This is a genomic window from Comamonas halotolerans (genome assembly GCF_030162935.1).
In the GTDB taxonomy this organism is placed as follows: domain Bacteria; phylum Pseudomonadota; class Gammaproteobacteria; order Burkholderiales; family Burkholderiaceae_C; genus Comamonas; species Comamonas halotolerans.
The window spans coordinates 112,382-134,541 of sequence record NZ_JASAUZ010000056.1 but is presented as its reverse complement, the minus strand read 5'-3'; the positions used below and the strand labels follow the sequence as shown (position 1 = coordinate 134,541).

Sequence of the window (22,160 nt, the reverse complement as noted above, 5' to 3'; positions counted from 1 at the left end):
GGAACAATATGCAGTCTAGCAGCAGGAGTAATGACACGGCAGTGACCATCGAGGATGCGCTGTGCGTGGCCTCAGCCGATGAGGTGCAGTGGCATGACAGCGCGGATGTACTGGTGGTGGGCTGGGGCGCAGCAGGTGCTTGTGCCGCAATCGAAGCACGCACTGCAGGGGCAGATGTGCTGGTGATTGACCGCTTTGGCGGCGGCGGTGCGAGCGTGTTGTCTGGCGGTGTTGTGTATGCGGGCGGAGGTACGCGTTATCAAAAGCAAGCAGGCTTTCTTGATACGCCACAGACCATGGCAGAGTATTTGAGGCACGAAGTCAATGGTGTGGTGAGCGATGAAGTGGTGGAACGCTTTTGCCGTGACAGCGTGGCCAACCTGGAGTGGCTGGAGCAGCAAGGCGCACGTTTTGGAGCCTCCATGCCCAGCTATAAAACTTCGTATCCCCCGGATGGCTGCTATCTCTATTACTCCGGTAATGAGCTGGTTCCGGCCTATGGGACTTCTTTCCAGGGCAAGCCTGCGCCTCGTGGGCACCGCACGATAGCCGAGGGGCAGTCAGGGGCAACGCTGTATGGGGCGCTGCAGAAGTCCACGCTGCAGCATGGCGCTCGCACCCTGACGCAAGCCAGTGTGCGCAGGCTGGTCCGGGAGGAGCAGACCGGGCGAGTGCTGGGCGTGGAAGTTTGGGCTTTGCCCGCAGACCATCCCAAGACACAACGGCACAAAGAACTGGATGGTTTGGTTGCAGGATGGCGTTTATACCAGGCCGCCAAAGCACACCAAGGACGTCTGGAGTCTGCGCAGATTGAACGTGAAATTGGACAACGCCGCTTGATCCGTGCACGCCGGGGTGTGGTGCTGTCAACTGGCGGCTATGTGTTCAACCCGCAATTGTTGAAGCAACATGCGCCGGCCTATCACGGTGGATGGCCAATTGGTGGTGCGGGTTGCGATGGCTCTGGACTGCGCTTGGGCCAAAGTGTGGGTGCCAGCGCGCAAGATCTGGACAACATCAGTGCATGGCGTTTCATCACGCCCCCCGGTGATTGGCCCAAAGGGCTGGTAGTGAATACGCAAGGTGAGCGCTTTTGCAATGAACAGGTCTACGGCGCCAAGCTGGGCTATGAAATGGTGGAGAGACAGGGCGGTAAAGCGTGGCTGATTCTGGATGCATCCCTGCGCCGAAAGGCCACTTGGCAATGCTTGTTCGGGCGTCTGTGGGCGTTCCAGTCTTTGCCTGCCTTGATGCTGATGTACAAGACCGCCATCAAAGGCAAGAGTATTGCGGACTTGGCACAGCGTATACAGGTGGATCCTGGCGTGCTGCAACGGCAGTTTGACCGCGCCAATGCGGCGGCACGCGGGGAGCTCGAAGATCCCATGGGCAAGTCCATGGACATGCGCCATGAATTCAAAGCTGGCCCGTACTACGCGATTGATATCTCCATTACCCAAAAAATGTTCCCTCTTGCCATCCTGAGTCTCGGAGGGCTCAAGGTCAATGCGGATACGGGTGCTGTACAGGACAGGCGCGGTCATGACATCCCCGGGCTGTACGCCGCTGGGCGTACGGCAATCGGGGTGGCCTCTTCGCGCTACGTCAGTGGCTTGTCGCTGGCGGACTGTGTGTTCTCAGGGCGCCGTGCTGGCAAGGCAGCGGCACAAGCGCAAGAAGCTGCTGCGGTATGTGGAGCAGATGCCACTGAGTTGCAGCAGGCCTGATGGCGCAACCTTGAAGTATGGACCGTGACATTCAAGACATCTGGGGGTAGGGCAGCGATGCACCTGTTGACACAGACATGGGCTTGAACATCAGCAATGGTGACAGGCAGAGAATTCTTAAGAAAGATGAGTGAGAGATGACGGAGACAGCCATCCCCCCAAATGTGGACGGTGCAGCGGCAGGACTTGCGGCGCGGTACCACCCGTTGAAAGTACGCGCGGTGATTGAGGAAACCCATGACACCAAATCTGTGGTGTTTGATGTGCCTGAAGAACTGGCAAGCCAGTTCCAGTACCGTCCCGGTCAGTTTTTGACCTTGCGCCTGCCGATCAATGGACGGCATGTTCCGCGTTGCTATTCCATGTCCAGCGCGCCGACTTTGGATGAGGGGCTTCGCGTCACCGTCAAACGCGTGCATCAGGGCCGTGGGTCCAACTGGGTTTGCGACAGGTTGCGCGTTGGCGATCAGGTGGAGTTGATGCCTCCATCCGGTCTGTTTTCACCCAAGGATCTTTCAGGCAACTTCCTGCTCATGGCAGGAGGCAGCGGCGTGACCCCCGTGTTTTCCATTTTGCGCACGGTGTTGCAGGATCACAGCGGTTATGTGGTGCTGTTTTACGCCAATCGCGATGAGCGCTCAGTCATTTTCAAAGCTGAACTGCAACGCTTGGCTTCCCAGTATCCGGATCGGCTTCAAGTGGTGCATTGGCTGGATTCAGTGCAAGGGGCGCCGTCGCAAGCGCAGTTGCAGGCCTGGGCCAAGCCCTGGGTAGCAAGCATGCAGCAAGCGTTCATTTGTGGTCCAGGCCCGTTCATGGATGCAGCCCAAGCTGCCGTGACTGCGGCTGGCATGCCTGAAGAGTCTGTGCATGTGGAGCGGTTTGTCTCCTTGCCTGACGAGGAAACCCAGCAAGCCATGGCGCAGGAAGCCGCGGCTGCCCCTGTCTCTGTGGATGAAGCCCAGGTGCAGGTACGGCTGGACGGGCAAGATTATGCATTCACCTGTGGTGGCAGCGAAACCCTGTTGGAAGCCGCTACACGTGCAGGTGTGAACTTTCCGTTCTCCTGTCAGGCAGGCATGTGTGCTTCATGCATGTGTCAGATCCAGGAGGGCTCCGTGCATATGCGTCATAACGATGTGCTGGATAGCAAAGACCTGGCCAAGCACTGGATTCTGTCGTGCCAGTCAGTGCCCACCAGCCCCACTTTACGTTTGAAATTCCCGGAGTAAGTATGTCTGAGATGTCTACTTTTGAAGCCGCACAGGCCGCAGCGCCCCGGACACTGCCTGCCATGTTGGCAGCTGCTGCAGCACGTTATGGCGATCGGCCTGCGGTGGTTGAGGCAGGGCGCACAATGTCGTATGCGCAGCTCAGAGCACTCAGTTGTCAGCTTGCGCGCGCGTTCATGAGTCTGGGTGTGGAGTTTGGTGACCGTGTGGCCATTTGGGCGCCCAACCAGAGCGAGTGGGTGATTGCCGCTAGCGGTGTGCATGCGGCTGGTGCCGTGCTGGTGCCACTCAATACCCGCATGAAAGGTGCCGAGGCGGCAGATATTCTGGAACGCAGCAAAGCCAAGGTACTGGTGACCGTGGGTGATTTTCTGGGCAGTTACTACCCGGATCTGCTGGGTCAACTGCGTCCAGCTTCGTTGCACAAAGTGGTGGTGCTGGGGGACAAGCTGGGTGCCAGTGCCGATATGACCTGGGCACAGTTGCTGGCGCAAGCGCAGCATACCTCGGCACAGGAGCAAGCAGCCCGTGAGCAGCAACTGCAGCCCACCGATACCGCTGACCTCATGTTCACCTCCGGCACCACAGGCAGGCCCAAAGGCGTGATGTGTGCTCATGAGCCGACAATCCTTGCGTTCAAGGCATGGTCTGAGGTGGTTGGCCTCGGCGAAGGTGACCGTTACCTTATCGTCAATCCTTTCTTCCATACCTTCGGCTACAAAGCCGGTTGGGTTGCCGCGCTGTTGCAAGGCGCTACCGTCTATCCCGAACAGGTGTTCGAGGCTGAGTCCATCTTGCGGCGCATTCAGGACGACCGGATCAGTTTTCTTCCTGGCCCACCAACCTTGTTCCTGTCCATGCTCAGTCATCCCAGGCTGGCGGAGTTTGACCTGAGTTCACTGCGTTCCTCAGTCACTGGCGCCGCCACGGTGCCTCCCATTCTGATTCGCCGCATGCGCGAAGAGCTTGGTATTGCGAATGTGACCACAGCCTACGGACTGACGGAGTGCGGAGGCTGTGCGACGTGCTGTCACCCTTCCGATGATGTCGACACCGTGGCATCAACGTGTGGCAAAGCGCTTCCGGGAACAGTAGTCAAGTGCGTGGATGAGCATGGTCAGGCCGTACCCGCAGGCCAGCCCGGTGAGGTGCTGCTTCGCGGCTATCACATCATGAAGGGCTACTTTGAAGATGCGAAGGCCACCTCGGAAACCATTGACGCTGATGGCTGGCTGCATACGGGGGACGTAGGTGTTTTGGACGGGCGTGGCTATCTGCGCATCACGGACCGTCTCAAGGATATGTTCATCGTGGGCGGATTTAACTGCTATCCCGCAGAAATTGAACGCATGCTCAGTGAGCATCCCGCAGTGGCGCAAGTAGCCGTAATCGGCATACCGGATGAGCGTATGGGTGAGGTCGGTTGTGCATGCGTGGTCACTCGCGCAGGTCAGACACTGGATAAGGATGCCTTCGTTGCTTGGTGTCGTGCCAATATGGCCAATTACAAAGTGCCGCGTTTTGTGGTGCAGCTGGACACGCTGCCTGTGAATGCATCAAACAAGGTGCAAAAACGTGATTTGCTGGATATTGTTCAGCAATTACTACCTGTGACTGTTTAAAAATTAAATAGACGATGAGACTGATGCACGTAATGGATTTTAGCTGTTACGTGCAAATCTCCAACTATCCTTTTTTGCATAAAACGAAAGATTTAGTCTTTGTGCTGCTGGGATGAAGTAGATCTTCCATTCAAACTACATCACACTGAGCTTGAAGAGATACACTGAATCGATCAAAGCACGAGAATTTCTGGCTAGAACGTATATTGCGGAATAAGTCCAAATATTTTAATTGCTTATTTTGCTTTAACAAAAACAAGCATATAAGTCTGTTTCAATTTTCGATATTCCTAGATGTTGTTTGTTGTGAATGAATTTGGAGTCAGTCTTCAAATTCAAAGCTGTGGCTATCTATATTGCCACCATCATCTATCCAGCTGTAATCTATGGTTTTTATGTTTTCAAATTCCTCTTCGTGAAGAGGAGGTGTTTGTATAACACCAAACGGTGGTATTAATATTGAATTGATGATGTTTTTATTGGTTTGGTTTGGCTTTGCGCCAGTGATTGTTATATAAAAAGGTGTGGGGTTTTCTATTTTTATAGACTTTGAATTGTTGGTCTGAAATTTTCTAAAAACAATTTTTCTGGGAGCATGTTCTGCATCTTCTTTAAGATCTTTCGGACGGTACAGAAGCTTTAGTTGGGTTCTTAAGGTGACAGTTATCTTTGCTTGGTTAGAGTCAATTTTCTGATTGTTCTTTGGGGGTATTTCGTATATATTGAACCAATAAAGAGATTCTCGATCGCTTGGCGTGGGTTGACCTGTTTTAATTAAGCGAATGGTCCGTTGCTCCCCAGGAAATAATCTAAATATTGGGGGTAATGGTAGTACTGGTCCACGTGAATTTGTGGGGTCTGGATAAATTTCTCCATCATCAACCCATACCTGCGTTAATACAGGATAGGGGTTTTGATTGACAAGTAAAACGGATCCTTCGCGGTCGTTTTCATCAAAGATGATTCTCGTGCGCTCAGCTGTGACGCCCGCAAATGCAGGCAACACAAAACATAGTATTAAATGCAGTCCTGCTGCAGACCATAAGTATTTACTGTACACGGATCACCACTTCAGCGGTTGCCTCTACTTTTCCGGCAGTCACAGGTGGCTGGGTGCCAGTTCGAAGCTTTTCTAAGCGAGCACTGAATAGTTCTCTGTATTGTGCAATTCCATCAGAGCTGCTGATCAAATCAGAGGATGGTCCTATGACAGGGTACCAGCCCATTTCATTTGCACTGGCGCTCCCCAGTCCCGAGTTTTCATTGGCAAGCAAGTTGATCTGTTGGCCATTACGGAGTATTACTATACCAACACCATTTGCAAAGCCACTAGTTCCATAACGGTCGGAAACCAAATAACTTAATCCACCATTGGCATTGATTAAGCCAAGGCTGGCCGCAGCGCTTTGTGAACCTGCCGAAGCTTTCACACCCAATGCAGTACCATTGGAAGCGACACTGGAAGTTGCTCCTGTCTGGCATTTGAAGGCAACTTCAAACGTAGCCTCTCGAGAATCTCCATTGTTTATTTCGCCCACAGAAATGGATGGGAAAAATATATGAGGCGTCACGTTGGTTACGGCACAAGTTGGGTATCGTTTAAGCGTTACATTGTTGTACAAGCCAATTGTACCTGGCCAGTAAGATGCCCACCCAGTATAATCCACAGCATGTGAATTACCTGTAGTAGGAGAGGAAATTCCAGGCCCTTTTATCGCAATATATCCTGCTGGTTGAGTGTAGCTATAAAGCTGAGATGGGGTAGAGGGTGAGTAGTATCGCGTACTTTCTAATGGAGCACTAAAAAGTTCAGCTTTAATCGCGCTTAAATTTTTGGCTTTGACTAGTTGAAACCCTCTTGAATCTATATCTAGTCCAGTAAGCAAGCGCTCATGCCATATATCTGTAAAAAATTGACCCGTTTCTACGTGCGTCAACCGAAGTAGGACGTTAGGCCAAGCTGTTCTATATGCGGATTCCAAACCGATTGATATACCAACACTGTCACCACCATTATACCAACCGCTGTACAGATTGTCGGCATTTGTCGAGAATTGCTCATAAACTGCATCTTCTGGGGCGCATCTATAAAAAACTCGCTCTGGATCATAGCCACCTCTATCTCCATATAATATAAATGGAACGACAGAACTTGCAATTAAGGTTGGATAAGGTTGAAAGCTAGGGTCAGTGACGTTAATTACTGTTGGTAAACTCAGAGAGCCGTTGCAAGTATCGCAAGCACTAAATGATGCGGCACTCCCTTCCCCTGGGCGAATTTGAGTGTTGCTCGTCGTTGTTGCACTTCCTACACTCGTGACCCTGTAACAGGTGGCTAACGTGGGCATGCTGAATGTTAGTGCAGTAAATATGAAGAAAAAATTTCGTGAAAATAGTTTAAGCATTTTTAATTACCCATCAATTCTTGCTTTGATGAAGCATGCAAATCGCATCAAACCGCAAGATTCCGTAGTTTTGAGTTTTACCCTTGATGTCGTATGCTAGAACACATTGTTCATCCTCAGAGTTTCCCCATTTCACTTTGAGTGTGCTTTTGTCCACGTCAGTCCGAATATAGATTTGCCCTCCTTGGCCAACGATGCCAATATTTGAACCATTTTTGTCAAATACATCGGCTCCTAAAGGTATTGGAGAGCCTTCGGGCATGCGTGTATTGATGAGTAAAGCTTTTCCGAAAACAGTTTTAAACTTTACATGAACCGTTGCTCCAGCATATGGAGCAATCTTTCTTTCAGTTTCAACCATCTCAGCATTTTCATTGATTCCTTTTGAATCAATACTGATTGGGTTGTAGCGATAGGGCGTCAGTGAAGGCGCAAGAGCAAAGCCTGCGGAATTAAATTTTGCACCCTGCCCCCCTCGAATTGCAGCTCCTTGAGCACCTTTGGCCTCAACCAACGCAAAGGTCTCTCCTACATATGGACCAAATGTCAGGCCGTATCTGTGTGCGACGAGAGCACCGCGGACGCTAGCATTGACTTGTTGATAATTTTTACCGTCTGCATATCCCGCCCCAAAAGTTGCAAAACGCGAGCGCTGTTGTACATTTCCATTCCAGTTGCTGCCGACCCCGTTGTTTTCGTGGCTAGCATTAATTCCATAACTGAAATTGCGATCCTTTCCTAAGGTTCCGCTGATACCTGTCTGGTACTGCGTAGCAGAACTCTCCCCCGAACTTTTTGCTGCAGTAGTATGAAACGATGGAGCCATACTTCCACTTCCAAGAGGGAAGGTCAATGTTATTGCCAACACGTTGTTACTGCGGCCATGGCTGCTAAAATTATTCTGAATATTTTCTGGTCGGAGTGGGTCGTAATCTAGTTGACTGTACTGCGTAGTTCGTTGCTTGGTATAAGAAATACTATAGTTTATATTTCTATAAAAATTAGAATATCCAAACTGAATTTGGCGATTGTGCTTTTTCCCTCCATAATAAGAGCTTGTGGAGCCGGAGAAATAAAGACTTCCATAATCACCAAGTTTTTGATTTATTAGTAAGCTAAGATGGTCGCGTTGCTTGTGACTGGCAGAGTCCCAAACTTTTTCATCATGAGAATATTTTCTTACTCCGAGAACATCACTGAGCTCACGGTAGCCTTCAGTTGAATATCGATATCCGGCCAAAGTCAGTGTTGTGTCAGTACTGGAGAAAGTTCGGCTGTAATTGACTCCTGTTCGCCAGCCTTGCTTACGCTCATTGTTTTCTACACGTGCATTTGAAAATGTAGTATTAAAACCAAACGCACCATATTTTGTAGCAAAAACAGCCCCCCCAAGTAAAGCCAAGTAGTCGTCAGCTACTTGTGCTCCTGCGTTTATTGTCAGCTGATTCGTTAGTCCACGCTGTAAAGTTATATTTGAAAATATATCATTGTCAGTACCGCGTCCACGAGCACTTCCCAAAGAAAAGCTATATCGAGTAAGGCCAGGGCGCATCGACTCAGGAACAGAAGAAAAAGGCACAGTGAAAGAGTTGATACTTCCATCAGTCTCTATAACCTGAACATCTAAATCACCTGCGTAGTTGGTTCCATATAAATCATTAATAATAAATGGCCCAGGCGCTACGGTAGTTTCATAAATTTTCTTTGTATTCTGACTGATGACAACTCTTGCATTTGATCTGGCAACCCCTTTAATGATTGGGGCATAGCTCCTGTGTGATGCTGGTAGCATTCGATCATCGGAAGAAATTCTTAGTCCTCGATATCCCAAACTTCCAAATAATTGACCATCCGTGAAACTGTCTCCTAGTGTAAGTTCGCTACGCAAACTTGGTAGCGCCCGTTGCACGTAAGTGCGAATTGAATTCCATCTGTTGTATGAATAATTTCCAAAATTGGAGTGATTAAAACTAGATTGTTGTCTTAGGCGCCAAAGACCGAAGTTTATTCCGCTGTTTAGGCCTATATATCCGTAATTTGAATTTGTAGATGAGAGTCCATTGAACTCAGACCTGTATATGCTGGCATCGTAGTTGGCGAAGATCATGGTTTCTCCAGGAGCCCAGTCTCCTGGATCAACATACCCGCTTGGACGAATGTTCAATTCTGACTGTGGAATTGTGAGTTCTAGTCTCTGCGATGTCTGATCATAGCTAAATGTTGCACCTGGAAGGCGCTCGTAGGGCTCCAGGCAGGATATTGAGTCTGATTCAATCTTTCGCTTGGCTCCAATTTTTTGAGAATAGAAATTCTCATCAAAGCATGGTGCCAATTCTCCATTTTCAATGCCTTTTTTGAAAAAAATACTATCTGTTGAGATGAATTTTCCATTCGCGTAAACATCTACGTGATATCTGCCTTCATCCAATGCATCATCTTGATTAAACCGAGAGATGCTGCCTTTTCCTAGGTTTGAACCCATTAATAAGGTGTCATCGAACTGATAATCAGAGTTATTGAATGTTCCGGCCTCCGCCTTGGAAATGTAGGCGGCTATTGATAGGGTGGAAATAAAAATAAATTGAATCTTGGTGGAGTAAAATGACATGCCCTTGTTAATAACCTTAATGATCTAATTTTTGTGATAAATCTATTCTTGCCCCATAGTCATTAATGAGTTGGGTACGTATGCTTATAGGTCCTTCTGGTTTTTTAAATGGAGTATCAAATTCCCAGGTCTTTTTTGAGTACGGAGCTACCATGCTATGTTTTAAGGTGGCTCTACCCTCTTGATATTCAACTTCCGCATTGCCGAATGAAGCAAAATAGCCTGATTTGTTTTCTACGTCAATACTCCAGATATTATTGTTATGATTTAGTTTGAAAATAATATTTTTTGATAAGTCTGAAGGATTGCCTGAAATGCCTTTGGGTCTATAAAATAACTTTAGACGATTTTTTAGCATCAGAAGCATTTGATTTTTATTGGATTTTTTAATGTCGCGTGGCGGAATTTGCAAGACGTTGAGATGGAATAGTGACTCTCTGTCCTCAGGTAGTGATTCGCTGCCAGTGAATATTATTCTAAGATTTTGCCCGCTGTTTGCGTCCATCCTGAAAATTGCTGGGCTCAAGAAAAATGGAGCTTTGGAATTTTCTGGAGATGACTCTTCATCTCCAACGTCTATCCATGCTTGAACTACATTGGGAAATACATCTTTATTATTCAATTGAATAGTTTTTGCACTGTCTTCAGAATTATATATTAAGCGTGTTCCAGATATTACTACACTAGCGTTGGAAACGCTGGTGAAAGAGAAGAGTAAAAAACAAAAAAATGAAAAAACTTTAATTTTATTTAATATGATGTAAAACATTTTATTTCTCTTCGACTTTTCATGAGGGCAACACCCTGCATAAGCAAGATATTGCCTCAGAGAATAATAAAAATTACTCGTAACGAAGGGTGTACGTTACTGTCCCGACTACTGGACCTGTTGTGACAACTGCATCTTCGGATACATACTGAACAGCATAGTCATAGGAAGTGGCTGTCTCTCCTGCGCGTAGGACAATATTTCCTGCAGGAGAAGCTGTGCCACCAGCTAGTGAAATTACATTACCCGCTGGAGCATCCAGAAGTTGCAACGCAACACCTTGTGCGCCATTTGCGGCGGTGTTAACCAGATTACCCGCAGCAGTGGCGTTGGTTGACTGGAACAGTACGGAGAAAGTTTCGTCTGCAACTGGTGCTAGGCAGCCTGTTAGACGAAGTGTAAAAGGTGTTTCGCCCGCTACTTTGCCAACTTGTCCAGTCAAATCTCCAACTGGGACGCTGTCAAGCACCACAGTTGGTTCGGTCGTGCCGTCAATGACAGCTTCGCAAGTTTGGTCAGTCACTTCACCATTGAAGGTAATTGTGTTGGCTGCAAATGCGAGGCTAGATGTGACTAGCACACTTAATGTGGCAGCTATTGTTGAAATGGTTTTGAATTTGAGAGTAGTATGCAACTTGTGATTCCTTTAAATTTTTAATAACATATAATTTTTTATCGTGGGTACTCAAATAATATTAATAATCTCTATACTCTCCTTTCGTTTCTTGCATTATTTTTGCTAAATAATGTTTAAGTTTAAAAAAATATAACTTTTATCCAGGAAGTTTTAGGTTGATAACTTTACTTTCTTCAGAAGGCCGTGCTATACCGTAGCCTTGTAGTCCATCAAAGCCAATTTCTTCCGCAATACTCAGCTCGGCTGGCCCTTCAATGCCCTCTGCAATAACCGTTTTTGAGAGTGAAGAGGCAAGATCCTTGAAACACTTCAACTCGTTTAAGAGATTTCTATCGGCCGCTGCTGATTGGATTAACTTTCCACTAACTTTGATTAAATCGGGCTTGACTGCACGTACAAAATCCAATCGTGTATGCCCACAACCAAAATCATCAATAGCGATGTGGCAGCCCAGTTGTCTCAGCTTCTTTAAGAAGGACAAAGCAAGATTTAAATCAGATATCGGTGCTGTCTCGGTTATTTCCAGCGTTAGTCTGCATGCCACTGAAGGATGGCTTTGCAGTTTCTCAAAAACGTTATTCCACCAACTAGCTTTTGGAATAAGGCTTAGCGATGATAGGTTGCATCCGATGTGCAGAGTCAGGTCATTGCGCAGGTGTTCTATTGCTGACGACAATACGACCAGGTCAAGCCATTGAATAAGGCCTAAGCGTTCCAATGCGGGAATCAGTGTGCCAGCGTTGATGGGCGGATTTTCAGTAGTCTGTTCAAACCGCACCAACGCTTCGTAATAAATCCATGCGTTGTCATCATTACAGTAAATTGAATGTGTGTTTCTCGAAATTTTAGTATGTGTCGAGGGAGCTATTGGCTGTAGCACGAGCTTTGCTTGCTGCTTTGCTAAAGACTCAATGAAAAAGAGTGCCAACTTCATGTCGGCTTGGTAATTGGACTGCCAAATGAGTCCGTATTGACATGGTGCAGGGTGGGAGGGGGGGGCGTCTAAGCCACGAAGTTCGTGTATTTCTGGGTTCAAGGCTGTAGCTTCATTCCATCTATCCAAAGCAACACGTTCAATGCTGACGACGAGCAAAGCTTGTGTGTCTTTGTAATCGAAAGGAGTTGTGGCAAACGCCAGTTCCAGATTTGAAATTACGTTGCTTCCACTTTTTGAAACAGATTTGACGAATTTTGTCAATAAAAAATCTGTATCCAAATCAACAAAGAAGCGTCTGTTTGTAAGGTTGTAAACCTTGCCTCCAAAGGCGTTTAGACGCAACAGCATTTCTGTCAGGGCTGCACGTGCGAAAGCAGTACCGTAGGCAACCTCCAAATGGTCATGGTTGCGCAGTTCAACCAGGACTAAAAGTTGTTGCTTGGACGTAACGTTTATGACCTTTTCGCTGGTGTGACAAATGTTTGCTTTCGTATTTGACGTCCACCTCCATCGTCGGGTTAATAAATTTGTCATGTACATAATGGATCGACTGTGTCAGAGTAGATCCACCAAGTGAGTGAGTTATTTGTACTAAGTCATTTACTAGTGGCGGTAATGCTGGTAGGGAAAGGATCCATTTTGTCAATTTCTCAGCATTGAGGTAACGCTTTGTGACACCTGTATGTTGGTGTTTACATACGTTTTCACTCGGCGTTACAGAAACTTAGCTGATAACTTTTGGAATCGTCTTGAAAATGATGATCGGTTACGCACGTGTTTCTACCGAAGAGCAAAGTCTTACCCTCCAGCTGCAGGCGCTGGAGAGTCTTGGTTGTGACAAGATTTATAGTGACCACGGCATTTCTGGCGGGGTTGCATCGCGGCCCGGCCTTGAGAAGGCACTTTCTCGCTTGAAGCCTGGAGATACGCTTGTTGTCTGGAGGCTTGATCGCCTCGGCAGGTCATTGTTCAACCTTGTCAAATTGCTTGAAAGCCTTGGGCGGCGTGGAATAGCCTTTTATTCTCTTACCGAGCATATAAATACGGACTCTTCTGGCGGACGATTGGTTTTTCACATGATGGCCGCACTTGCGGAGTTTGAAAGGTCGCTAATAAGTGAGCGCACCCGAGCGGGTATGGCTGCCGCCAAGGCCAATGGGAAGCGACTTGGCAGACAGCCCCGACTGACTTCCTCTCAACTTGATGAAGTAAACCGTAGGTTGAGCAGTGAACAGGCATCTATCAACGAAATTGCGGCAGACCTGCAGGTTCATCCACGAACCATAATGAGAGGCCTGAAGCGTATGGCCGTGCTGGAGCACCAGGAAAGCGCTCTCGAGACCTACGATTAGTCCGCAGGACACTCAGAATAAGAAGGCCGATTGCCTAGCAAAAGGCTGTCACAGGAATTGAAAAGTGAGGAGGTGCGCTATGACTCGGCGGAAATTATTTCCTAGTAAATAAATAAGATATCGGTACTATCAGCTTTCTAATGGTTGGGGCTTTGCGTGCTTGGGTTATGGAGGGTAAAGGGTCGATAAAGTTCTAGCAATAATTTGATTTATATCAATGCTTGACTGAATTTGAACCATCGCCTCCAAAATACCATCTCAGCATGCTTTAAATGCATGCTGTTTACTAAGGATTTAAGGTGTGCTTTCTTCCAATGTAAGAAAATGCTGGTATTTGAAGTGTCTACCTTCCAATATGCACTCTCATTTCTTGGCACAAGATCTAGCTGGGAGATTTCTGCGACTCCACAAAAGCAGATTTTTTTTGAATCCCCCCGATGCAGAATTTGTGAAGGACAGTGGATTTTGCTGAAGAACTGGCTTGTATGCGCAGGTGGGCTTTAACGCCGTTTAATCACGGGTTTTCTGGGTTAATGAACCTGGGTGATTGACTATCACTGTTTATCGAATTTGCGCACAGGGTATTACGCGCTTGTATCTAGCGTAAATGCTGGGTCACGCCCTTGAGCCAATCCAGCAAATGTCTCACAGCAGGACGCATGCCTTTGCGGCCCAGATGCACGGCGTGGATGGTGCTTGTCGGAGGGATCAGATCAAGAGCGACCTCGATCATGCGTCCCTGGGCAATATCTTCGCGCACATAGACTTGCGGAATCATGCCGATGCCTATGCCTTGCAAAACTGCATCGCGCAAAGTCTCTAGATCGTTGACCATCAGGCGTGGGTGAATTTGTACATCTACTGCCATGCCGTCTTGGGCAATCAATTGCCATGAACTATGTGCGCCAGAGGTTTTCCAGGCAACGGTAGGAACATGTTCCAGCGTTTCTCTCAAGGTTGACTTGAAAGCCTTGACCCATGAAGGATGGACCACCAGGCTGAGCTTCATGCGCCCAAGTACTACGGGTACAAAATGTTGTGGATAGTCCATTTGTGATCGTGCTCGAATCACAAAGTCCACATCTTCGTTCTGGATGTCCACCTGCCGATTTGATACTTCCAGTTCAACGCGGACTTGGCGATAGGTCTGCATATAGCGCAGGATCTCATTGCCTAGATGCAAGTGCATGAGCGAGGGGGGGGTTGCAGCGCGAACGACACCACTGGGCTCGCGTTGCAGGTTTTCAACCATGGCGATGGCATCGTCCACCTGGGCAAAGATATCCTGGCTGCGTTCGTAAAGAATGTGGCCCTGTTCAGTCAGCTTGAAGCTGCGTGTGCTGCGTTCAATAAGGCGCGCGCCCAAAGCTGTTTCCAATTCAGTGATGTGGCGGCTAAGTGTTGCACGTGACTGGCCTGTCTTACGGTGTGCTGCTGTGTAGCCGCCCGCACTCACGACATCTAAGAAAATCTTCAGGCTGTTTAGATCATGCATGGTCGATATCTATGTTGGCTCGTCTTCTGAAAAGGCGTCAAGCAATGCTTGTTTGTATAAAAAATGAAACAGTGGCGGCCAATTTTGGCGCATTTTGGGGTTTTAGTGCTGCTTAACATGCAGGTCATTCATTGTTTTTGTACCAACAGGAGACGTTATGCAAAGCACTATCTTGATGGCCAAGTCCTACGGACAGGCAGAGGTTCTTGAGTTCGCGCAGGTTGAACTGCCGCAGTTAACGGCAGGTGTGGCGCGCATCAGGGTCAAGGTCGCTGGCATCAATCCGATCGATGCCAGGCGCATGACTGGAGAGTTCCGCCACGCTCCCATGCCACAAACTTTTGGTACAGAGTTCGCTGGAGAGATTGTTGCAATCAATGCTCCTGGTATCAGCTCATGGAAAGTCGGAGATGAGGTCTTGGGCTCGGGTGGCTCATTTACGCACGCAACCATCATTGATGTGCCCGTCGCTAATTTGATTGCCAAGCCCGAGGCTATGTCTTGGGAGGTTGCAGGCACCTTGGCGGGAGCAGCGCAAACTGCGATGACCATCCTGGATGAAATTGGCGATGTTCGCTCTCTGCTGATCCATGGCGCTTCTGGTGGAGTTGGTTCCATCACAGTCCAGTTGGCCAAAGAGCGTGGCATTGATGTGGTGGCCACGGCTTCGGCTGCCAATCAAGATTACTTGCGTTCGCTGGGCGCAAAGCCGGTTGTTTATGGTCCTGGTCTGGTGGAACGTCTGAAATCCGTGCATCCCGAGCCATTTGATGCATCCATTGATATGGCAGGTACTGAAGAGGCGGCACAGGCCTCGTTGGCAACAGTGGCAGAACAAGGCTTTATGGGAACCATCGCGGGGAGAAGGCTCTCTTCTGCGCAGATCAAGCCGGTATGGGTGCAGCGTAATCCAGCCAATCTTCAGCATGTTGTGGATGGGGTTGCGCAAGGGCGTTTGGGCTGGGCTGTCAGCAAAACTTATCCTTTCGCGCAAGCACATGAAGCGTTTGGTGCCATCTTGCAAGGCCATAACAGAGGGAAAACTGCGCTGACGTTTTAACCCCATGGGCATGCGCATGAACGATTTCCATCTGAATTATGTGCGGTGGCCGTGATGATGAAGACTGAGAGCTTGCGTCGGGTGGTTGATGCAAAGCGAGCTGCCTGAAACTCTTAGGGTTCTTGTGAAGCATGCGCAAGCCAGTCAAGATGGATGCTGTGAAAGCTGCGCGGTGAGATTTGTAGACCTGCTGCCAGCGAGGCTGATGTGAAGTGACGGGGTCAGACGGGCTTGGTGTTGATGACCAAATGGCATTAGCTCGCGGCGCTGGGTATGCCGCTATCCATCAGTATTCGTAACCTACCTAGGGCCTGGAGAATGATTGATCCGATTGGCGACAACCCCATTCTGGAATGCATTGAACTTACGCAACCCTGGCAGGGGGTGGATCCATTTCTGGTCTGCGCCCATCATATTGAGCACTATCCTGCCGGTGATGACGCATATGCTGTGCCTCAAAGCCTGCGTGTGGGGCATCCGGCGGGGCGTGATTATGCAAATCCTGATGGTTACAGCCTCTATGCTGGCGCGGATGGTATGCCTGGCTTTCCGAATCATCCCCACAGAGGGATGGAGACGGTTTCCATCTTGCAAAAAGGCTTTGTCGATCACGCAGACTCCCTGGGCAATAGTGGTCGCTATGGCCCTGGTGATGTGCAGTGGATGACGGCTGGAGAAGGTATTCAGCACGCAGAAATTTTTCCTCTGCTGTACCAGGAGCAGCCCAATGAATTCGAGCTTTTCCAAGTCTGGCTCAATATGCCTGGGCGAAAGAAGTTGGTGCACCCTGAGTACAAGATGCTGTGGAAGGAGCAAATTCCACAGTACACGCATGCTGGCGCGGAAGTAAAAATTATTGCCGGACACTATCGCCCTCATGAGCACGAAGACGGCGCTGTCATAAAGGCGCTTTCACCCACGGAGAATACCTGGGCGGCTGATCCGCATTCGGAGCTTGCCATCTGGATGATTACGCTGGCTCCCGGTGCACGGCTGGTCTTGCCTGCTGCGCAGCTCACGCAGACCCAGCGCACATTGTTTGTGTATGAAGGGGGGAGCTTGCAGGTGGATGGTCAGCCCGTAGGCGGCAATCGACGTGTGCGCGTAGTTGCGCAGACCAGTCTGCCGCTCAACAACCCCGGTTCTGGCGTGGTGCGCATGATGCTCATGCAAGGTGTGCCACTGAATGAGCCCGTTGTTCGTTCCACGGTGTATGTCACCAACACGATTGAAGAGTTGCAACAGGCCAAACGCGATTTTCAGCGCACACAGTTTGGTGGTTGGCCCTGGGACTCGCGCCAGCCCATGCACGGCCCAGGCTTTGAGCGATTTGCACGCTATGCAGGGCAGGCAGAACTTGAAAAGCCTGCCAACAAGTGAAGCTGAGCTTTATCCTTGATTGACTGCGAGGTGTTTGTTCTTTAACTTCAAAAACAAAGATGCCCGCTAAAAAGCGGGCATCTTTGTTTGCAGGCATTGGTGAATGCTTGCGATGTCTGGTAGGCGCGATTGGATTCGAACCAACGACCCCCACCATGTCAAGGTGGTGCTCTAACCAACTGAGCTACGCGCCTGTGTTTGTTCGAAGCCGCAACTATAGCGGCAATTTACGTGCCAAAAATGAAAAACGGGAATTTTTAAAGAAAATTCCCGTTGCTTGTGCATGCCTGGGTGAGGCCCAGCTTAGCTCAGACTCACCACAGTTTCCACCACGGGCTTTTCTTGGCTGGCGTAGCGGTGGCGTCAGGCGCATCGGCAAAGTTCCCCTCTCGCACGCGTTTGGCATCATCGCGCAGATCGTTCATGCCCAGTTTGTCGTATGAGTTGATCAGGATGTCCAGGGCCTCTTGCGAAGCTGGAACGCCCTGGTAGTCAGCCAGCGCGGTTTGCGCGCGCGCAATGGCGGCGACATAGGCGCCACGTTTGTAGTAGTAACGTGCAACGTGGACTTCGTACTGCGCCAGCGAGTTGACGATATAGGTCATGCGCTGGCGTGCATCGGGTGCATAGCGAGATTGTGGAAAGCGTGAGACCAGTTCGTTAAAGGATTCGTACGAATCTTTGGCTGCTTTCTGGTCGCGCTCGGACAAGTCCTGGCGCGACAGCCAGGAGAACATGCCCAGGTTGTCATTGAAGTTCACCAAGCCCTTGAGGTATAGCGCATAGTCCAGTGCTGGGCTGGCGGGGTGTAAGCGGATGAAACGATCCAGTGTTGCATGCGCTTGTTCCTTTTCACCAGCCTTGTATTGGGCGTAGGCCTTTTCAATTTGGGCTTGCTGAGCCAAAGGCGTACCGGCAGCCCGGCCTTCCAGTTTTTCAAACAGAGGCACGGCCTTGTCAAAGCCGCCAGCCTGAACCTCGTCACGTGCTTCTGTGTAGATACGGTCAGGTGTCCAGTTTGCAGTTGGGTCTTCTTTGGTCGAGGAGCAGCCAGCCATCAGGGCAGCCGTAAAAACAACAGCAAGAACAGGACTTGAAATACGCGGCATGTCGAACAGCTTTCGAGCAGAGGTTGTCATAAGTTCCAGTATGGAGACTGCATCAAACTAGCTTGGCGCAGTCTGCAATGCGTGGTGCATTGTATAGGGCGAAATATTTGATTCGCCAGGGATTGTGCGGCCTGAAATTGATACGGACTTGTAAAGAAGTTGGGGCACAAGGGGCAGGGTGTTCCTACAATGGCGCGTATGTTTGTTCACCTGCGCCTGCACTCTGAGTTTTCCGTCATTGATGGAACTTGTCGTATCAATGATGTCGTTAGCGCTGCCTCGTCAGATGGGCAGCCAGCATTGGCTTTGACCGATCTGAACAATATGTTCGGCAGCCTGAAATTCTACAAAGCTTGTCGTGGCAAAGGCGTGAAGCCGCTTTTGGGTGCCGAGCTCAACATGGAAGGCTTCGGGCCGGATGCGGCGACCAGCCGGGTGCTGGTTTTGGTGCAAACCCAGCAGGGTTATCACAATTTGTCGGAAATCCTGGCGCGTGGCTGGACCGGCAATGTCTCCAAAGTGCAGGCGCAACCTTTTTTTAAGTGGGACTGGTTGCGCGAATTGGGCGATGGCCTGATCTTGCTTTCAGGAGCCAATGCTGGCCCTGTGGGGCAGGCATTGCTGCGCGGTGATAGCCAGGGTGCGGCTGACGTTGCGCTACAGCTGGTCAACATGTTTCCGCATCGGTTCTACCTGGAGTTGCAGCGTGCCGGGCGGGCGGAGGATGAGCGACTGTTAGCACAAACAGTACAACTGGCTGCCCGTATGAACTTGCCAGTTGTGGCGACGCATCCTATTCAGTTTTCAAAGCCGGATGACTTCGAGTCCCATGAAACGCGCGTTTGCATTGCTGAGGGCGAAGTGCTGGCCAATCCCAAGCGGGTGCGCAGATTTACGCGCGAACAGTATTTCAAATCCAGTGCGGACATGGAGGCGTTGTTTGCCGATGTACCGTCTGCCATCGAAAACACCTTGGAAATTGCGCGTCGCTGCAGTGCGACCCTCAAGCTTGGCACCTATTATTTGCCCGACTTTCCAACGCCCGGAAACATGAGCATCGCGGAGTACTTCCGCCATGCTTCGTATGAGGGGCTGGAAGAGCGTCTTGTATTGCTGTTCCCAGATGTTGCGGTGCGCAACAGCAAGCGACCGGAGTATGTGGAGCGGCTGGAGTTCGAGCTGGGCATCATCTTGAAGATGGGCTTCCCAGGTTACTTCCTGATCGTGGCGGACTTCATCAACTGGGCCAAGAACAATGGCTGTCCTGTGGGGCCGGGCCGTGGATCAGGGGCAGGCTCCCTGGTAGCCTATGTGCTCAAGATCACGGACCTCGACCCCATTTATTACAACCTGCTGTTCGAGCGCTTCTTGAACCCAGAGCGCGTATCCATGCCTGACTTTGACGTGGACTTCTGTCAGGCTAACCGTGACCGCGTGATCGACTACGTGAAGGACCGTTACGGGCGCAATGCGGTTAGCCAGATTGCAACCTTTGGCACCATGGCCGCGCGTGCTGTCATTCGTGACGTGGGGCGCGCCATGGACATGAGCTATACCTTCTGTGATGGCATCTCCAAGCTCATTCCCAATAAGCCGGGGCTGCACGTCACGCTGAAGTATCCGCCCAACCCCAAGAAGGAGGGTGACAAATACACCTATGCGATCGAGGCCGAACCCATTCTGGCGCAGCGCATCGAGCAGGAAGAAGACGTCAAGAATCTGATTGAGCTTGCGCAAAAGCTCGAAGGCATGACACGCAATATCGGCATGCACGCAGGCGGTGTGGTGATTGCTCCGGGCAAGCTGACCGACTTTTGCCCGCTGTACCAGCAGCCAGGCAGCGAGTCGGCAGTGGCGATGTTCGACAAAGACGACGTGGAACAGATTGGCCTGGTGAAGTTTGACTTCTTGGGGCTGGCAACACTGACCATTCTGGAAATTGCGCGCGAATTCATCATGAAGCGCCACAAGGGGCAGGAAAACTTCAAGTTTGAAGAAATTCCACTGGACGATTACCCGACGTACAAGCTTTTCCAGGAAGGCAAAACGGAAGCGGTTTTCCAGTTTGAATCGCGTGGCATGCAGGGCATGCTGCGTGACGCCAAGCCTTCACGCCTGGAAGACCTGATTGCGCTGAATGCCCTGTACCGTCCGGGCCCCATGGACCTGATTCCATCCTTCGTGGCCCGCAAGCACGGACGTGAAGAGATTGAATACCCGCACCCCCTGGTGGAAAAAGTGTTGTCCGAGACGTACGGCATCATGGTTTACCAGGAACAGGTGATGCAGACCGCGCAGGTGTTGGGGGGGTACTCGCTGGGTGGCGCCGACTTGCTGCGCCGTGCCATGGGTAAAAAGAAGGTGGAGGAGATGGTCAAGCATCGTGCCATCTTCTGTGAGGGCGCGGCAAAGCAGGGCATTGACGAGAACAAGGCAGGCGAAGTTTTCGACCTGATGGAAAAGTTTGCGGGCTACGGTTTCAACAAGTCGCACGCGGCAGCTTACTCATTGCTGGCCTACCACACGGCCTGGCTCAAGGTGCACTACACCGCTGAGTTTTACTGCGGCAATATGACCGTGGAAATGGACAACACCGACAAGCTCAAGGTGTTGTACGAAGATGCGCTCAAGCAGGGCATGACCTTTGAGATGCCGGACGTTAACCGTGGCTTCCACCGTTTTGAGCCGGTCACAGACAAAGTGATTCGCTATGGACTCGGGGCCATCAAGGGAACGGGGCAGCAGGCGATTGAGGCCATTGTGGCTGCACGTGAAGGCAAGGGCGTTGGCCCTGACGGCCATGTGAAGGGACCATTCAAGAGTCTGTGCGATTTCTGCGCACGCGTGGACCGCAGCAAACTGAATAAGCGCACGTTGGAGGCGTTGATCAAAGCAGGCGCTTTCGACAGTATTCACCTGGACCGTGCGGCCCTGGTTGCCTCCATTGACACTGCCTTTGAATACGCCAATGCCCAGCTTGCCAATGCCAACCAAGGCGGGCTGTTTGACATGATGGGCGATGACGCCCAGGGCTCAAGCAATCAGGAGCCTGCGTTGGCTGAGGTTTTGCCCTGGGGCGTCAAAGAGCGTCTCACGCAAGAGAAAACCGCTGTGGGCTTTTACCTCTCAGGTCATTTGTTTGATGAAGTGGAGCATGAAGTGCGCAACTTCATACGCACACCGTTGAGCGAGCTGGGTGATAGCCGTGAACCGCAATTGTTGGCGGGCATTGTCAGTGAGTTGCGGGTCATCAATGGTCAACGCGGCAAGCTCTGCCTGTTCAAGCTGGATGACAAGAGCACGGTGCTGGAGGCGTCCATTGACGAGGCGACGTTGAATGCGCACAGTGACTTGCTCAAAGACGACGAGTTTGTGGTCTTAAGCGGACGTGTACAGCACGACCACTTCAGTGGAGGCTTGCGTGTGAAAGCACAAAAGGTCTTCAGTCTCGCTGATGCGCGTTGCCGCTTTGCACGCTATCTGCAAGTGGATGCGGCACAAAAGTTGCCCGACGTGCAGCGCTTGCTGCGCGAGTTTCCAGCCAAAGTTGAAACCACCGATGAGGGTGAATTGCGCCATGGAATGCGCATTCGCCTGGGTGTGCGCTGTGAAGCCGATGGTGTCGCTGCGGTGGCCGAACTGGATATGGGCGACAAGCACAGGTTTTATCCCAGTGATGCGGCCTTGGCTGCCTGGCGTGCAGAAACAGGGAGCAAAGGCTGCCAAATAGTCTGGCGCGGTGCCTAATCTGCCCCCTGTAGGTCATCAACTTACGCTGTCCTACAAGAAGTTTCTTGAAATCTCCCTTTGTCAGCCCAAATACACCT

At 50.3% G+C, this 22,160-nt stretch carries 15 protein-coding genes and 1 tRNA gene; 7 read left to right on the top strand and 9 right to left on the bottom strand.

The features are described from left to right. Positions 1 to 8 precede the first annotated feature (8 nt). From QEP11_RS16245 to QEP11_RS16235, 3 genes are all read left to right on the top strand, one after another. Positions 9 to 1,727, top strand: a complete 1,719-nt coding sequence (locus tag QEP11_RS16245; RefSeq protein WP_284337686.1) for an FAD-binding protein — start codon at positions 9 to 11, stop codon at positions 1,725 to 1,727. A 137-nt stretch (positions 1,728 to 1,864) separates the two neighbouring features. Next, positions 1,865 to 2,959, top strand: a complete 1,095-nt coding sequence (locus tag QEP11_RS16240) for a ferredoxin--NADP reductase (RefSeq protein WP_284337685.1) — start codon at positions 1,865 to 1,867, stop codon at positions 2,957 to 2,959. Between the two features lie 11 nt (positions 2,960 to 2,970). Next, positions 2,971 to 4,581, top strand: coding sequence for a FadD3 family acyl-CoA ligase (locus QEP11_RS16235; RefSeq protein ID WP_413788744.1), 1,611 nt, complete (start codon positions 2,971 to 2,973; stop codon positions 4,579 to 4,581). A 322-nt stretch (positions 4,582 to 4,903) separates the two neighbouring features. Here the strand turns inward: QEP11_RS16235 and QEP11_RS16230 are convergent, their stop codons facing one another. The 6 genes from QEP11_RS16230 to QEP11_RS16205 all read right to left on the bottom strand — a co-directional run bounded on the left by QEP11_RS16230 (position 4,904) and on the right by QEP11_RS16205 (position 12,471). Beyond that, positions 4,904 to 5,641, bottom strand: a complete 738-nt coding sequence (locus tag QEP11_RS16230) for a fimbrial biogenesis chaperone (RefSeq protein ID WP_284337683.1) — start codon at positions 5,639 to 5,641, stop codon at positions 4,904 to 4,906. Continuing rightward, positions 5,631 to 6,986, bottom strand: a complete 1,356-nt coding sequence (locus QEP11_RS16225; protein ID WP_284337682.1) for a fimbrial protein — start codon at positions 6,984 to 6,986, stop codon at positions 5,631 to 5,633. Before QEP11_RS16225 ends, QEP11_RS16230 begins: the two co-directional genes overlap by 11 nt. Positions 6,987 to 6,999: 13 nt before the next feature. Next, positions 7,000 to 9,594, bottom strand: a complete 2,595-nt coding sequence (locus QEP11_RS16220) for a fimbria/pilus outer membrane usher protein (RefSeq protein WP_284337681.1) — start codon at positions 9,592 to 9,594, stop codon at positions 7,000 to 7,002. Positions 9,595 to 9,610: 16 nt separating this feature from the next. After that, positions 9,611 to 10,363: a fimbrial biogenesis chaperone gene (locus QEP11_RS16215; RefSeq protein WP_284337680.1), complete on the bottom strand. Its 753-nt coding sequence runs from the start codon at positions 10,361 to 10,363 to the stop codon at positions 9,611 to 9,613. A 73-nt stretch (positions 10,364 to 10,436) separates the two neighbouring features. Next, complete coding sequence (locus QEP11_RS16210; protein ID WP_284337679.1) at positions 10,437 to 10,997, bottom strand: fimbrial protein; 561 nt, start codon at positions 10,995 to 10,997, stop codon at positions 10,437 to 10,439. A gap of 139 nt (positions 10,998 to 11,136) precedes the next feature. Continuing rightward, entirely contained in the window at positions 11,137 to 12,471 is a 1,335-nt protein-coding gene (locus tag QEP11_RS16205; protein WP_284337678.1) for an EAL domain-containing protein, read from the bottom strand. Positions 12,472 to 12,692: 221 nt separating this feature from the next. Here QEP11_RS16205 and QEP11_RS16200 point away from each other — a divergent pair, with 221 nt between their 5' ends. After that, on the top strand, positions 12,693 to 13,289 hold the full coding sequence (locus QEP11_RS16200) for a recombinase family protein (RefSeq protein ID WP_284337758.1): 597 nt from the start codon (positions 12,693 to 12,695) through the stop codon (positions 13,287 to 13,289). 598 nt (positions 13,290 to 13,887) lie between these two features. On the opposite strand, the gene QEP11_RS16195 is transcribed toward QEP11_RS16200, so the two are convergent. Further along, complete coding sequence (locus QEP11_RS16195; RefSeq protein WP_284337677.1) at positions 13,888 to 14,784, bottom strand: LysR substrate-binding domain-containing protein; 897 nt, start codon at positions 14,782 to 14,784, stop codon at positions 13,888 to 13,890. Between the two features lie 157 nt (positions 14,785 to 14,941). Here QEP11_RS16195 and QEP11_RS16190 point away from each other — a divergent pair, with 157 nt between their 5' ends. Together QEP11_RS16190 and QEP11_RS16185 are read left to right on the top strand one after the other, a co-directional pair. Next, complete coding sequence (locus QEP11_RS16190) at positions 14,942 to 15,844, top strand: NADP-dependent oxidoreductase (protein WP_284337676.1); 903 nt, start codon at positions 14,942 to 14,944, stop codon at positions 15,842 to 15,844. A gap of 318 nt (positions 15,845 to 16,162) precedes the next feature. Continuing rightward, positions 16,163 to 17,224 carry a pirin family protein gene (locus tag QEP11_RS16185; RefSeq protein ID WP_284337675.1) on the top strand — a complete coding sequence of 354 codons (1,062 nt, stop codon included), beginning with the start codon at positions 16,163 to 16,165 and terminating at the stop codon, positions 17,222 to 17,224. 117 nt (positions 17,225 to 17,341) lie between these two features. Here QEP11_RS16185 and QEP11_RS16180 read toward each other — a convergent pair. Both QEP11_RS16180 and QEP11_RS16175 read right to left on the bottom strand, forming a co-directional pair. Beyond that, positions 17,342 to 17,418, bottom strand: a tRNA-Val gene (locus QEP11_RS16180). 120 nt (positions 17,419 to 17,538) lie between these two features. Further along, positions 17,539 to 18,333: an outer membrane protein assembly factor BamD gene (locus QEP11_RS16175; protein ID WP_284337757.1), complete on the bottom strand. Its 795-nt coding sequence runs from the start codon at positions 18,331 to 18,333 to the stop codon at positions 17,539 to 17,541. A gap of 198 nt (positions 18,334 to 18,531) precedes the next feature. Between QEP11_RS16175 and dnaE the strand changes: the two genes are divergently transcribed. Further along, the gene (gene dnaE / locus QEP11_RS16170) at positions 18,532 to 22,080 is read left to right on the top strand and encodes a DNA polymerase III subunit alpha (RefSeq protein WP_284337674.1); all 3,549 of its coding nucleotides are present in this window, start codon (positions 18,532 to 18,534) and stop codon (positions 22,078 to 22,080) included. The last annotated feature ends 80 nt before the right edge of the window (positions 22,081 to 22,160 follow it).